The 13,543-nt window shown below is 39.3% G+C and carries 15 protein-coding genes; 11 read left to right on the plus strand and 4 right to left on the minus strand.

Annotation, left to right across the window (positions count from 1 at the left end; genetic code table 11):
• Window positions 1–40: 40 nt before the first annotated feature.
• The 5 genes from rpsK to carA all read left to right on the plus strand — a co-directional run bounded on the left by rpsK (window position 41) and on the right by carA (window position 4,194).
• Complete coding sequence (gene rpsK, locus FZF08_RS13445; RefSeq protein ID WP_159469528.1) at window positions 41–436, plus strand: 30S ribosomal protein S11; 396 nt, start codon at window positions 41–43, stop codon at window positions 434–436.
• 91 nt (window positions 437–527) lie between these two features.
• Window positions 528–1,133 (plus strand): 30S ribosomal protein S4, encoded by a 606-nt coding sequence (gene rpsD / locus FZF08_RS13450; protein ID WP_159469530.1) that lies wholly within the window; start codon window positions 528–530, stop codon window positions 1,131–1,133.
• A gap of 137 nt (window positions 1,134–1,270) precedes the next feature.
• Window positions 1,271–2,260, plus strand: coding sequence for a DNA-directed RNA polymerase subunit alpha (locus tag FZF08_RS13455; RefSeq protein WP_090341206.1), 990 nt, complete (start codon window positions 1,271–1,273; stop codon window positions 2,258–2,260).
• Window positions 2,261–2,334: 74 nt separating this feature from the next.
• Complete coding sequence (gene rplQ, locus FZF08_RS13460; RefSeq protein WP_159469533.1) at window positions 2,335–2,898, plus strand: 50S ribosomal protein L17; 564 nt, start codon at window positions 2,335–2,337, stop codon at window positions 2,896–2,898.
• A 192-nt stretch (window positions 2,899–3,090) separates the two neighbouring features.
• Complete coding sequence (gene carA / locus FZF08_RS13465; protein ID WP_159469535.1) at window positions 3,091–4,194, plus strand: glutamine-hydrolyzing carbamoyl-phosphate synthase small subunit; 1,104 nt, start codon at window positions 3,091–3,093, stop codon at window positions 4,192–4,194.
• A 77-nt stretch (window positions 4,195–4,271) separates the two neighbouring features.
• Here carA and FZF08_RS13470 read toward each other — a convergent pair whose 3' ends face one another.
• On the minus strand, window positions 4,272–4,979 hold the full coding sequence (locus FZF08_RS13470) for a thioredoxin domain-containing protein (RefSeq protein ID WP_159469537.1): 708 nt from the start codon (window positions 4,977–4,979) through the stop codon (window positions 4,272–4,274).
• Between the two features lie 129 nt (window positions 4,980–5,108).
• On the opposite strand from FZF08_RS13470, the gene eno reads away from it, so the two are divergent.
• The 6 genes from eno to FZF08_RS13500 all read left to right on the plus strand — a co-directional run bounded on the left by eno (window position 5,109) and on the right by FZF08_RS13500 (window position 10,888).
• Complete coding sequence (gene eno / locus FZF08_RS13475) at window positions 5,109–6,380, plus strand: phosphopyruvate hydratase (RefSeq protein ID WP_137342274.1); 1,272 nt, start codon at window positions 5,109–5,111, stop codon at window positions 6,378–6,380.
• 80 nt (window positions 6,381–6,460) lie between these two features.
• A complete protein-coding gene (locus FZF08_RS13480) occupies window positions 6,461–6,760 on the plus strand; it encodes a septum formation initiator family protein (RefSeq protein WP_229216169.1) in 300 nt (99 codons plus the stop codon).
• A 44-nt stretch (window positions 6,761–6,804) separates the two neighbouring features.
• Window positions 6,805–7,323 (plus strand): low molecular weight protein-tyrosine-phosphatase, encoded by a 519-nt coding sequence (locus FZF08_RS13485; protein ID WP_159469541.1) that lies wholly within the window; start codon window positions 6,805–6,807, stop codon window positions 7,321–7,323.
• 61 nt (window positions 7,324–7,384) lie between these two features.
• Window positions 7,385–8,917 carry a 2,3-bisphosphoglycerate-independent phosphoglycerate mutase gene (gene gpmI / locus FZF08_RS13490; RefSeq protein WP_159469543.1) on the plus strand — a complete coding sequence of 511 codons (1,533 nt, stop codon included), beginning with the start codon at window positions 7,385–7,387 and terminating at the stop codon, window positions 8,915–8,917.
• A gap of 108 nt (window positions 8,918–9,025) precedes the next feature.
• Window positions 9,026–9,637, plus strand: a complete 612-nt coding sequence (locus FZF08_RS13495; RefSeq protein WP_159469545.1) for a hypothetical protein — start codon at window positions 9,026–9,028, stop codon at window positions 9,635–9,637.
• A 300-nt stretch (window positions 9,638–9,937) separates the two neighbouring features.
• Complete coding sequence (locus FZF08_RS13500; RefSeq protein ID WP_159469547.1) at window positions 9,938–10,888, plus strand: hypothetical protein; 951 nt, start codon at window positions 9,938–9,940, stop codon at window positions 10,886–10,888.
• Window positions 10,889–10,971: 83 nt separating this feature from the next.
• On the opposite strand, the gene FZF08_RS13505 is transcribed toward FZF08_RS13500, so the two are convergent.
• The 3 genes from FZF08_RS13505 to FZF08_RS13515 all read right to left on the minus strand — a co-directional run bounded on the left by FZF08_RS13505 (window position 10,972) and on the right by FZF08_RS13515 (window position 13,531).
• Window positions 10,972–11,862, minus strand: a complete 891-nt coding sequence (locus FZF08_RS13505; RefSeq protein ID WP_159469549.1) for a polyphosphate kinase 2 family protein — start codon at window positions 11,860–11,862, stop codon at window positions 10,972–10,974.
• Between the two features lie 78 nt (window positions 11,863–11,940).
• Entirely contained in the window at window positions 11,941–12,528 is a 588-nt protein-coding gene (gene rdgB / locus FZF08_RS13510) for an RdgB/HAM1 family non-canonical purine NTP pyrophosphatase (protein ID WP_159469551.1), read from the minus strand.
• 97 nt (window positions 12,529–12,625) lie between these two features.
• Entirely contained in the window at window positions 12,626–13,531 is a 906-nt protein-coding gene (locus tag FZF08_RS13515; protein WP_159469553.1) for an FKBP-type peptidyl-prolyl cis-trans isomerase, read from the minus strand.
• Window positions 13,532–13,543 lie beyond the last annotated feature (12 nt).

Raw genomic sequence — 13,543 nt, forward strand, 5'->3', positions numbered from 1 at the left:
AATGAGTGTGGCATCACAGCCACATCTTATTCCATAAGCAATGGCACAAAATAAAAGAAAAGACAAGGCAAAGAAGAGAGTTGTTGTAGTAGAGTCGGTGGGTCAGGTACACATCAGAGCTTCTTTCAACAACATCATCATCTCTATCACTAACAGCAATGGACAGGTGATCTCATGGGCTTCGGCTGGTAAAATGGGATTCCGTGGTTCTAAGAAAAACACTCCTTACGCAGCTCAGACTGCGGCACAGAACTGTGCTCAGGTAGCGTTTGATCTTGGAATGCGTAAAGCTGAAATTTTTGTTAAAGGACCTGGTTCAGGTCGTGAGTCGGCAATTCGTACGATTCAAAATGCAGGAATTGAAGTAACCACGATCCGTGATATTACTCCACTTCCTCACAACGGATGTCGTCCTCCGAAAAGAAGAAGAGTTTAGTTTATTTTTTATCCAATGATTCCTTCATTCGTAATTTGGACACTGGGGTTACAGAATGGTTATCATTAACATTACAAACAATTAGTATCAAATGGCTCGTTACACAGGTCCCAAATCCAAGATTGCAAGACGCTACGGAGAACCAATTTTAGGCCCTAGCAAAGCACTTGCAAAGAAAAATTACCCACCCGGAGTACACGGAAAGGGTCGTCGTTCCAAAAAATCGGAATACGCTTTACAATTAATGGAAAAGCAAAAAGTTAAGTTTATCTACGGTATTCTTGAAAGACAGTTTCGTAATCTATTCGAAAAAGCGTCTGTAAAAGAAGGTCTTACCGGTGAAAACTTACTTCGTTTCTGCGAAGCTCGTCTTGATAACACAGTTTATCGTTTAGGTATCGCTCCTACAAGACGTGCAGCTCGTCAGTTGGTTTCTCACAAACATATCCTTGTTGATGGAGAAATCGTAAACATTCCTTCATATTCTTTACGCCCTGGACAAACTGTTACAGTGCGTGAAAAATCGAAATCTCTTGAAGCTGTTTCGGAAAGCTTAGCTGGCCACAGTTCAAAAGGATTCAACTGGTTGGAATGGAACGGACAAGAGCTTTCAGGTAAGTTTATAACTTTCCCTGACCGCGAGCAGATTCCTGAAAACATCAACGAGCAACTTATCGTTGAGTTGTACTCGAAGTAATAAGTAATCTTCAAAATTTTATGAGCACGCTTCATTTTTGGAGCGTGCTTGTAGCCGAAAAACGGCAATATTTGCGATCGCAAAGGTAACGGTAGCGTGATCAACTATCATTTACTACTATAAAAGGAGCAAGGACTATGTCAATATTAGCTTTCCAAATGCCTGATAAGGTCGTCATGGAAAAAGCAGACGACTTTCACGGGTTGTTTGAATTTAAGCCTTTAGAGAAAGGGTATGGCGTAACAATCGGTAATGCGTTACGCAGGATTCTTCTTTCATCTTTGGAAGGCTATGCCATCACGAGCGTGAAGTTCCCTGGTGTGCTTCATGAATTTTCGTCCATTGAAGGTATTGTTGAGGATGTAACAGAAATCATCCTGAACCTTAAAATGGTTCGATTTAAAAAAGTATCGGATTTAAACGAAAGCAGAATAGTTGTTAATCTTAAAAATGTTTCGGTTATCACAGCCGGCGACATCAGCAAGTTTACCAGCGCTTTTGAAGTTTTGAATCCTGATCAAGTAATTTGTCATATTGACGACAACAAGGAGTTCGAAATGGAACTTTTGTTGGATAAAGGAAGAGGATACGTTCCTGCTGATGAGCCAAGAGCAAATGAATTGCCTTTCGGATACATCGCAATGGACTCGATCTATACGCCAATTAAAAATGTTAAATACAGCGTTGAAAATACGCGTGTTGAACAACGTACCGATTACGAACGTCTTTTAATTGATATTCAAACGGACGGGTCAATCCACCCTGAAGATGCTTTGAAAGGAGCTGCGAATATTTTGATTCAACACTTTATGCTATTCTCTGATCAGACAATGACGTTTGAGAAACAGAAAGCTGAAGAAGATAATCAGGTTGATGAAGAAATGTTGCGTATGAGGAAATTGCTTAAAACTTCATTGTCGGAGTTGGATCTTTCAGTTCGTGCATACAACTGTTTGAAATCTGCTGATGTGAAATCTTTAGGTGATTTAGTAAGACTTGAAATTTCGGACATGATGAAGTTCCGTAACTTCGGTAAAAAATCTCTGACTGAGTTGGAGCAACTTGTTGCTGACAAACAACTCGTATTTGGAATGGATGTTGCCAAATATCGTTTGGACGAAGAATAAAATAAATTCCATAATAAGTCTGTATTCTGTAGCGCGTAGCAATGCGCAGCTCGAAGCAACTAAACAAAAACAAAATGAGACACGGAAGAAAAGTAAATCACCTTGGAAGAACGCATTCACACAGAAAAGCAATGCTTGCGAATATGGCTTCCTCGTTGATTCTTCACAAAAGAATTGAAACAACGCTTGCAAAAGCGAAAGAGCTTAAAAAGTTTGTTGAGCCTTTGTTGACTCGTGCTAAAGAAGATACAACGCACAATCGTCGTGTGATCTTTGGTTATCTGAACGACAAAGAATCAGTTAAAGAACTTTTTGGTACTATTTCTGATAAAATTGCAGACCGTCCGGGCGGATACACGCGTATCATCAAATTGGGTAACCGTTTGGGTGATGCAGCTGAAATGTCTTTGATGGAACTTGTAGATTTCAACGATGCTCTATTACTTGCTAACGCAGACAAACCTGTGAAAACTCGTCGTAGCCGTCGTGGTGGTAAAAAAGAAGGTGGTGAAACAACAGCAGTAGAGGCAGCACCAGCGGCTCCTAAGGCGGATTTCACAATCGTACCGGAAGATGAAACACCAGAAGCTCCGAAAGCAGCGTCTGATGAATCTCAAGAAGATGCAAAAAGCGAATAGTATTGTGCAAAGCATCAGATAAATATTAATTAAAAGGGTTAAACGTTTTCGTTTAACCCTTTTTTTTGACTAAAAATATATACTTTTGCAGCGCCAAATTTAATAGCAAGATGGCGCTTATCTCCTACGACTTTGAAATTGAACTGCTTTAATCGTTGGAGTGTTATAATTAGCAAATCGATTTAACCATATATGAATCAAAAGAAAGAGGCTTTATTACTGCTGGAAGACGGAACAGCATATAGAGGGTTAGCTTTAGGGATAGACGGCACAACCGGTGGCGAGATCTGCTTTAACACGGGAATGACGGGGTATCAGGAAATTTATACTGACCCTTCCTATTTTGGACAAATCATAGTGAACACCAATTCTCATATCGGGAATTACGGTGTGCAGCTGGAAGATGAAGAAGAATCAAGTTCAGTGAAAATTAAGGGAATGGTTTGTAATACCTTCTCGACGATTTATTCACGGGACACCGCTGATTATTCTTTACAAGAATATTTTGAAAGAGCCAAGATTGTCGGTGTCAGCAATGTTGATACAAGACATATCGTACGCCATGTTCGTGAAAAAGGAGTAATGAACGCGATTATTTCATCTCAGATTCTTGATGAAAAAGAATTGATGGATGAATTGCACAAAGTGCCTTCGATGGATGGTCTTGAATTATCGTCTTATGTAACTACGGATGTACCTTATTTCATGGGTACAGAAGCTGGGAGCAAATGGAGAATTGCGGTAATGGATTATGGTATCAAGAAAAGCATTCTTAATAATCTTACACAACGCGGATGTTACTGCAAGGTTTTTCCTGCGCAAGCGTCTTTTGAAGAAGTAATGAGTTGGAACCCGGACGGATTTTTTATCTCGAACGGACCAGGCGATCCATCGGCGATGCCTTATGCAATCAAGACTGTTGACGAAATGGTAAAAACAGGTAAGCCATTATTCGGTATTTGCCTTGGACACCAGTTGCTAGCGCTTTCAAGCGGGATCAATACATATAAAATGCACCATGGACACCGTGGTTTAAATCATCCGGTTAAAAACCTGATTACTGGGTTGTGCGAGATCACCTCTCAAAATCATGGTTTTGCTGTAAATCCTGACGAAATCCAGAGTCATCCGGATGTTGAGATTACGCACATTAACCTGAATGACAAAACGATTGAAGGAATTCGTCGTAAAGATTATCCTGCTTTCTCTGTGCAATATCACCCGGAAGCTTCACCAGGACCGCATGATTCGCGTTACTTGTTTGACGAGTTTGCTAAGCTTTTGTCAGAGGTTTAGAAATAAAACTAAAATTTGAACAAACAAAAAATCCCGCCGATTTCGGTGGGATTTTTTGTTTGTTGTAAAATAACTTTCTAAATATTTTCTTCAATCAACTTTTTAAATTCTGCTTCTTCCATTAATCCGTTTTTCCGAAGAATCAATTTTCCTTTTTTGTAAAAAAGGAAAGCGGGAATTTCGTCGATACCAAGTTCTTTTGCCAGCGCTTTATTCTGGTCGTAATGGATTGTTTCAATGTTAGCTTTTGACTTATATTCTTCTGCCAGCTTATGAACTGTGGGCAGCATTTTGATACATGGAGCACACCACGGCGCATAAAAATCAACCATAACCAGTTTATCAGAGCTAATTAGTTTTTTGAATTCTGCGGTACTCATTCCCTTATTCACGGCGCCAGCATCTTTTGGTGCATCAATCATTTTACCAGAAGAGGTCCATTTCATAAAACCGCCTTGCATTTCATACACATCGGTAAAACCTTTTTCATGAAGGACTTTGGCCGCAGCTGAACTACGCCCGCCGGAAAGACAATAAACAAATACAGGTTTATTTTTATCAAGTTTTTCAACCTGATCTTTAAACGCGGCATTTCTGTAATCGATATTTTCTGCTTTTTCCAGATGTCCCTGACTAAATTCTTCCGGCGTTCTTACATCCAGTAACTGCGCTTGTTTGGATGCATTCAGCTTATTTTGAAAATCATCAGTGCTCAACTGAGTCTGTGCCACTACCGCTGAGGCCGTTAGCAATATGCCCAGAATTGATATGAGAATACTTTTCATGTTGTAAAATTTAATTCTGTGATAATGTAAATTTACCTTAAAATAGATTAACAGCTCACGTATGACATTTTTTTTGTGTTATTTTGTACCGTTAATATATCCAATTTCAAATCAAACCCAAAGCTGCAAATGAGTACGATTCAGTCAGTACATGCAAGACAAATTCTGGATTCAAGAGGAAACCCTACAGTAGAAGTAGATATTCGTACCGAAAATGGTTATTTAGGACGCGCTGCGGTGCCGTCTGGTGCATCAACCGGTAAACACGAAGCAGTAGAACTTCGCGATGACGACAAGAGCGTTTACGTTGGAAAAGGAGTTTTGAAAGCTGTTGAAAATGTTAACGATATCATTTTCCCTGAATTGATCGGCGCTTCTGTTTTCGAACAAAACCTGATTGATAAAATAATGCTTGAATTGGATGGTACGCCAAACAAAAGCAAGCTAGGAGCTAACGCAATTCTTGGGGTTTCTCTGGCAGTTGCCAAAGCTGCTGCACAGGAGGCAGGTCTTCCTTTGTATCGTTACATCGGTGGTGTTAATGCAAACACACTTCCAGTTCCGATGATGAACATTTTGAACGGTGGAAGCCACGCAGATAACTCAATCGATTTCCAGGAATTTATGATCCTTCCTGCGAAGGCTGATACGTTCTCTGAATCTCTTCGTATGGGTGTTGAAGTGTTCCACACTTTGAAAACTGTATTGAAAAGCAAAGGATATTCTACCAACGTTGGTGACGAAGGTGGTTTTGCTCCAAACATTAAATCAAACGAAGAAGCGATCGAAATCGTTATTCAGGCGATCGAAAAAGCAGGTTACAAACCAGGTGAAGATATTTTCATCGCAATGGATGCTGCTGTTTCTGAATTCTACGAAGATGGTTTCTACCACTTCAAAAAATCAGACGGACGTAAATTGACTTCTCCTGAAATGGCTGACTACTGGACTCAGTGGGTTGCTAAATATCCAATTATCTCGATTGAAGATGGTATGGACGAAGATGACTGGGCGGGTTGGAAAACACTTACCGAGTCAATTGGTTCTAAATGTCAATTAGTAGGAGATGATTTGTTTGTAACTAACGTAACACGTTTGCAACAAGGAATCGAATCTCAGATCGCTAACGCTGTTTTGGTTAAAGTAAACCAAATTGGTACCTTGACTGAAACTATTGATACTGTAAATCTTGCTAAAAGAAACAGCTATAAAACAATCATGTCTCACCGTTCAGGTGAAACTGAGGATTCAACAATTGCTGACCTTGCAGTAGCCTTGAACACAGGACAGATCAAAACTGGTTCTGCTTCTCGTTCTGACCGTATGGCGAAATACAACCAACTTCTTCGTATTGAAGAAGAATTGGGAGAAAGCGCTTACTTCCCAGGATTGAAATTCTAATTTTAGTATAATGAAACCGGAGCCCAGGCTCCGGTTTTCTCTTTCTCAGCATGATCGATTTCAAAAGTCTTATACCCCACATGCGCAAATTCTATACTGCAACCTTTGTGGTATGGCTCGTCTGGATATTGTTTTTAGATAACAACAACCTCAAAGTAGTTTTGTCAAACCGCGTCAAAATGAAAGAGCTGGAAAAAGAGAAAGTGATCCTGGAAGATAAGATCAAACAGGTTAAAAAAGAGCGGAACGAAGTATTCGGTACGCCGAAAATGCTTGAAAAATGGGCGAGAGAAAAGTATCTTATGCGTAAACCGCATGAAGATGTTTACGTAATCGTAGACGAGAATAACCAACCTATTGAAAGTAAAAAAGAAGAATAAGTTTCAAACATTCTTCGAACATCAACCAATATTACTCCTGCGCCTTGATTAATGTACTTTTTATTTGTTTAGGGAATATTTGCCGGTCTCCCATTGCAGAAGGCGTTTTTAAAGCACTTGTTAAACAAAAGGGATTAGATCATATTATTCAATGTGATTCTGCCGGCACAGGAGCCTATCACATTGGCAGCTTACCAGATAAGCGCATGAGAAAAGTTGCATTATCTCATGACATCACACTGACACACCAGGCAAGACAACTATCTTTCGAGGATTTCATAAATTTCAATTACATAGTCGCAATGGACGAATCCAATTTCGAAAATATTCGAAAGGAAAGCTTCCGCGCACATGGATTTTATTTACCTGAAGATCAGTTATATTTATACAGAATGTTTGATCCTGAAAGAGGAGAGGCCGTTATTGTTCCGGATCCTTATTATGAAGAGCTTTCAGCTTTTGACAACGTATATGAAATTGTGGAACGAAGTGGGAATGCCTTTTTAGATTTTTTGATAGAAAAACACGGATTGACAAAAGAGAAAAATTATCAGGAAAGTTAAGTCTGGTGATCGGATGTCAGATAATTAATATAGAAAGCAAGAATTTTAAACAAGTACGAAATTGGGAAAAAAAGTAATTCTTATCATCATGGACGGCTGGGGAATTGCCAAAGCCGGAGAGGAAAATCGTTCTGCTGTTTTAGCGGCGAACACACCTTTTTATGACAGTATTTTACAGAGATATCCTCATAGCAAACTGGAAGCAAGCGGACTTGCCGTTGGTTTGCCTGATGGACAAATGGGTAATTCCGAAGTTGGGCACACCAACCTGGGTGCTGGTCGTGTCGTTTATCAGGATCTTGTTAAGATAAATCTTGCAGTTTCTTCGGGAACATTAGCCAATGAACCGGTACTGAACGATGCGTTGACTTTCGCAAAAGAAAATAACAAGAAAGTACATTTCATCGGACTTGTATCTGATGGTGGTGTTCATTCACATATCGATCACGTAAAAGGTCTTTGTAAAATTGCCGCAGATAAAGGTTTGAGCAATGTTTTTGTTCATGCTTTTACAGATGGCCGTGATACGGATCCTAAAAGTGGTTTAGGCTTTCTTACGGAATTACAGGAAACAATGGCCGCAACAACAGGCCAGATTGCCAGCGTTACCGGACGATATTACGCAATGGACCGCGACAAACGTTGGGAGCGCGTAAAACTTGCTTATGACGCCATGGTTTTAGGCGAAGGTAAACATGTTAAGGCTGATGGTATTTTAGCAGCGATAGAGGAATCTTACGAAGCCGGTGTCACGGATGAATTTATCCTGCCAATTATTACTGTTAAAGAAGACGGTTCACCAATAGCTGTTATTGAAGAAAATGATGTGGTTGTTTGTTTTAATTTCCGTACAGACCGTGGCCGTGAAATTACAGAAGCACTTACGCAGCAGGATTTCCACGAGCAGAATATGCACAAGTTGAACCTGCGTTATATTACAATGACAAATTATGACGATACATTCAAAGGTGTTTCTGTCATTTTTGACAAAGACAACTTGAATAATACGTTGGGAGAAGTTTTGGAAGCTGCGGGTAAGAAACAAATCCGTATTGCAGAAACTGAAAAATATCCACACGTTACTTTCTTCTTTTCAGGTGGTCGTGAAAAACCATTTGAAGGTGAAAGCCGTTTGTTAAGTCCTTCTCCAAAAGTAGCGACTTATGATTTACAGCCAGAGATGTCTGCCTTCGGATTACGTGATCTTATCGTTCCTGAATTGATAAAAGAAGAGGTAGATTTTGTTTGTCTGAATTTTGCCAATGCAGATATGGTTGGTCATACTGGTGTTTTTGAAGCAGCTGTGAAAGCTTGTGAAACCGTAGATCAGTGTGTGCAGTCGGTTGTTACAACAGGTTTGGAACATGGCTATACTTCGATCATTATTGCCGATCATGGAAATTCCGATTACATGGCGAACGATGATGGTTCACCAAATACGGCGCATTCCCTGAATCTGGTTCCTTGTATTTTGGTTGACAATGATTATCAAAAACCAATCAAAGATGGTAAGCTTGCCGATATGGCACCGACTATCCTGGAATTAATGGGCATAGCAAAACCGGAAGAAATGACTGGTAACAGCATTCTTTAAACTATACGCCAATAAAAGGTGTTATTTTTGTCAGAGGGTCTGGGTCAGGCTCTCTGATTTTTTTGTGCCGTAACTGTTAAATTTTTGTTTTTGCTTCTTCACGGAAATATGAATAATAAAGTAATTAATTCGTCTTCTAAATTTTCCTTTTTTACCCAGATACTATATCTGTTCTGTGGTATTTTTCTTTTTCTGACAAGCTGTGATTCTGCACAGGAAAAGCAAAGTAAGGTGATGACTTATTATGATTTGAAAGGATTTATTGAATCACAGATTTCTGTGCTTAACAAAGAAAAGCCGGAAGTGGTCAAAACCATGAGCGTATCCGGAAAAAATGAAACACGAACTTCCCGGGAAATGGATTGGAAAAAGGAACTGGAATTGTTTATCCAGGCTGATATTAATAAACCGGCATACAGTAAAAGCTATTCAATTACGAAACCGGATTCACTTACGATTGTCTACGCTTTAACAACGGGCGAAAGTCTTCCTGTTCGATATCTGAAAATTGAAATGGATAAAACTTCCGGAACGCCTGTGCTGGTTCAGGCGCTGTTGCGTGCTGAGAATAAATTATATCAATCTGAGAAAAATATAGAAATGCATGGATCGGTTAAAGGCGGTCTGTGGTACTTAAAAACGTACAAGATTACAGGATATCAGAAACTCGCGACGATGGATAAGAAAGTATTTTACGTAAGTGCACATGTGCAACGTTAAGCTTCTTACGCAACATTTTGTCCTATTTTGCCCTATTTTGTGTGTGGTATACGCAGGATTTCAGGCCTTAGGGCGTACTGATTTTCATATAAGCCAAATTTATATTAGATGCACTAATAATTCATAATAGGCCTTATTTCTACGGAAAGGCAGTTTTGGTTTTTAGTGTATTATCTTTTCATTGTTGCTACTGCTATATTTTGATTAAATGAAATATTGGGGAATGATATTGGCTAAATGGATTCAGAATTTAACTAAATCTAGATAAATCAAATTATTACATAACCTAAATTAGTATCAATGCAGCAGCCAGAACAAAAAAACAAGCAAACAATAGCGTGGGCAATGGTAGTTGTCCTAGGTCTAGCAACAGCCATGTTTGGCTATCTTTTCACAACTCAGAAAAGTGAATTGACTCAGCAGGAATCAATGGTCGTAGAAAAGGCAAGGGAATTGGCACTTACAAAAACAAAACTTGATTCTATTTCAACCGTGCTTGACACAAAAATCGCGGAAATTGAGAAATTAGGTGGAGATGTTTCAGAGTTAACTAAAATGAAAACTCAGCTGGAAGCGGATAAAGCAGCTTTCAGAAGAAGTAACAAAGTTGAAACTGGAAAATATCTTGTTAAAATTAAAGAATACGAAAAATTCCTTGTTGAAAAAGACGAAGTTATTGCACAGCTTAGACTTGAAAATGAGCATCTTGTGGCTTCCAATGATTCTCTAAGCACACATGTAGGAACTTTGACTAACGAAAGAGTTAGACTGGTACAACGTCAGGCAGAATTGACTGACTCTGTTGTAACTTTTACAGCTGCTAATAAAGAATTATCTGCAAAAGTTAGCCAGGCGGCTGCTCTTAAAGCTCAAAATCTTAAAGTTCTTACTGTTAATTCAAGAGGAAAAACAAAAGATAAAGAGGAGTACAAAGCAAAACGCGTTGACAAACTTAAATTGGTTTTCAACCTACCTGAAAATGCACTTACAGCACAGGAATCAAAAGATATTTATTTAAGAGTTCTTGATCCGCAGGGAGCTGTTGTTGCAAATGATGCAACAGGTTCAGGAGATTTCGAAGTAGATGGTGCACCTTCAAAATTCACAGCACGTGAATCTGTGGCTTACCAGAACAACAATCAGAAAGTTGAAATGCTTTATGATAATTCTCAACTCCGTCCTGGAAAATACAGCGTAGAACTTTATTCGGAAGGTTATAAAATCGGTGGAACAAACTTCACTATCAAATAATAACTCTGACAGTGTTTTGGGAATAAAAAGAGAGAGCCGGACTTTTGCCTGGCTCTCTCTTTGTTATTTCAAAATTGTAATTATTAAGCCTCAGTCTGATTTCTGATAATCTGGATAAAACGTTGAAGTTCTTCTGCTCTTTCCGGACTTACTTCCGGATAATTCATATCCATCTTTTTCAATTCTTCAATAATAATACTGCCAACAATTAGCCGCGTATTTTTCTTATCATCCGCAGGAACAACAAACCAGGGAGATTTTTTTGTTGCCGTTTCATTAATTGCGTCCTGATAAGCGTTCATATATTCATCCCAACTATCACGTACTTTTACATCCTGCTCTTCAAATTTCCAGTTTTTATTAGGATCCTCAATCCGTTCGATCAGGCGGTCAGCCTGTTCCTTTTTTGAAACATTAAGAAAGAACTTGATAACACGAATCCCGTTGCGATACAGATATTTTTCAAGGTTTTTGATATCTGAGTAGCGTTGATCAAAAAGCTTGTCAACATCTTCGGTAAGTTCGGTTGGAAGTCTTTGTGATGAAGTTAATATACTTGGATCTACTTTTACAACCAGAACTTCTTCGTAATAACTGCGGTTGAAAATCGTAATGGTCCCACGGTTTGGCAATACATTATTGGTCCGCCATAAAAAATCATGGCCGAGTTCAGTATCTGATGGCCTTTTGAATGAGTGTATTTGGACACCCACAGGATTTACGCCAGACATCACATGTTTTATTGTTCCGTCTTTTCCAGCCGCGTCCATGGCCTGAAAAATAATAAGCAGTCCATATCGGTTGTGCGCATACATTTTGCTTTGTAGCTCATCCATTTCCTGGACAAAGTCTGCCAGCATGGAAGCATATTCTTCTTTATCATCATAAATATCTTTAAAGCTGGTTTTGGCTTTGCTGATATCAAATTTTTCCGTACCGTCTACGCGAAATTCGCTTGACTTGAACTGAGACATAGTGATGGGATTTGGTTAATTGGATGAATGCAATGAAAATTCTTTCAAATGGTTTTATTTGAAAGGAGAGAAATGCTGTTACACTTCGTCGTTATAAGTTTTTAGAAATTGTTCAAGTTTTGCAAAAGCACGGGCTCTGTGACTTAATTCTCCTTTTTCTTCCATGCTCATTTCAGCAAAAGTTCTATCGTGGCCTTCCGGAACAAAAATAGGATTATAACCAAATCCGTAAGTGCCACGTTTTTCCATTGTAATCTTACCTTTTATTTCTCCGTCAAACTGGTAATATTTACCATCAAGGACCAGCGTGATCACTGCTACAAATCGAGCATTGAAATTATCCTTGCCGACCATTTTCTCTAGCACGAGATCCATATTGTCGTCGGCACTCCTTTGAGGACCTGCATAATAAGCAGAATGAACACCCGGCTCCCCATCCAGCGCATCAATTTCAAGTCCGGAGTCATCCGCAAAACAATTGACAGCATAGTTATTCCAGACAAATTCAGCCTTCTCGTTGGAGTTTTCTGGAATGGTATCGTGCGTTTCCGGAATTTCTTCTTCACAGCCAATTTCTTTTAATGTAGTCAAAGTGAAAGAATCACCAAGCAAGGCCTGTACTTCTTCCAGTTTATGTTGATTATTGGTAGCAAAGCAAAGTTTCATTAGTAAAGTCGCGTAAGAGTGATTTGGAAATGCAGTTTAACAAAAAACGGCCACTTCAGAAGAAGCAGCCGTCTATTATTTTATACCCTGACCTGGATTATTTCGTAGGAGCAGGCATTGGAGGAGTTGCTGGTTTAACTCCTTTTGTAAAGTCGATCAATTCAACATCGAACAACAAAACAGAATTTCCCGGAATTGCACCTGGCGATCCGTCAACACCATAAGCCAATCCTGATGGGATGATCAAAGTGCGTTTCCCGCCTTTTTTCATCAACATAATACCTTCTTCCCAACCTGGAATAACCATACCAACACCAACCTGGAAGTCAATTGGTTTTCCTGTGTTTTTAGAACTGTCAAATACTTTTCCGTCCAAAAGTTTACCTGTGTAGTGAACTTTCACATTGTCGCCCTGAGTAGGAGCGTCACCTGTTCCTACAACATCGTCAACATAATACAGGCCAGAAGCTGTATGCTGTGCTTTTGCAGTCAGGTTATTTTTTGTAAGATATTCCTGTATAACTTTTTCGTCAATCGCTTTTTGTTTTACACCTGCTTCTGACTGTGATTTCTGGAATTCTTCAGATGTAAGAACGCTCAAAACTTTAACAGTGAAAGTAATTTCTGATCCTTTTTTGATCATTGGAGGCAAAGGCTGCATCATTTTTGCAAAAAGTGTATCCGCATTGATGAAGAATTTCGCGCTGTCACCAGCTGCAAGCATAGCCAAACCTTCTTCAAAACTTCCTTTGAAAGGAGGAGCCTGAAGAACCAATTTTACAGGAGTTTTATCTTTGTAAGTATCACGCAGCGTTGAGTCAGCTCCATTTTTAAGAACCAGGTGGAATGACATAATATCACCAAGTTTTGCTTTCCGGGCAGCATCATCGTGCTCGAAAATCTGATACTTCAGGCCACTTTCAGTAACTTTTGTCTTATACTTGTCGCAGGCTGTGGCGAGAAGAGTTATGCCTAGTACATAACCGATTGTTTTAAGATTCATTGGATTGTATTA

Source organism: Dyadobacter sp. 3J3 (assembly GCF_009801115.1).
Lineage (GTDB): Bacteria > Bacteroidota > Bacteroidia > Cytophagales > Spirosomataceae > Dyadobacter.

Bases quoted from the DNA above. Each gene is read 5' to 3' on its own strand.
- eno (WP_137342274.1), top strand. From the start codon at position 5,109: ATGAGTACGATTCAGTCAGTACATGCAAGACAAATTCTGGATTCAAGA.
- rpsD (WP_159469530.1), top strand. From the start codon at position 528: ATGGCTCGTTACACAGGTCCCAAATCCAAGATTGCAAGACGCTACGGA.
- FZF08_RS13505 (WP_159469549.1), bottom strand. From the start codon at position 11,862: ATGTCTCAGTTCAAGTCAAGCGAATTTCGCGTAGACGGTACGGAAAAA.
- carA (WP_159469535.1), top strand. From the start codon at position 3,091: ATGAATCAAAAGAAAGAGGCTTTATTACTGCTGGAAGACGGAACAGCA.
- rpsK (WP_159469528.1), top strand. From the start codon at position 41: ATGGCACAAAATAAAAGAAAAGACAAGGCAAAGAAGAGAGTTGTTGTA.
- FZF08_RS13470 (WP_159469537.1), bottom strand. From the start codon at position 4,979: ATGAAAAGTATTCTCATATCAATTCTGGGCATATTGCTAACGGCCTCA.
- rplQ (WP_159469533.1), top strand. From the start codon at position 2,335: ATGAGACACGGAAGAAAAGTAAATCACCTTGGAAGAACGCATTCACAC.
- FZF08_RS13480 (WP_229216169.1), top strand. From the start codon at position 6,461: ATGCGCAAATTCTATACTGCAACCTTTGTGGTATGGCTCGTCTGGATA.
- rdgB (WP_159469551.1), bottom strand. From the start codon at position 12,528: ATGAAACTTTGCTTTGCTACCAATAATCAACATAAACTGGAAGAAGTA.
- FZF08_RS13495 (WP_159469545.1), top strand. From the start codon at position 9,026: ATGAATAATAAAGTAATTAATTCGTCTTCTAAATTTTCCTTTTTTACC.
- FZF08_RS13500 (WP_159469547.1), top strand. From the start codon at position 9,938: ATGCAGCAGCCAGAACAAAAAAACAAGCAAACAATAGCGTGGGCAATG.
- FZF08_RS13455 (WP_090341206.1), top strand. From the start codon at position 1,271: ATGTCAATATTAGCTTTCCAAATGCCTGATAAGGTCGTCATGGAAAAA.
- FZF08_RS13515 (WP_159469553.1), bottom strand. From the start codon at position 13,531: ATGAATCTTAAAACAATCGGTTATGTACTAGGCATAACTCTTCTCGCC.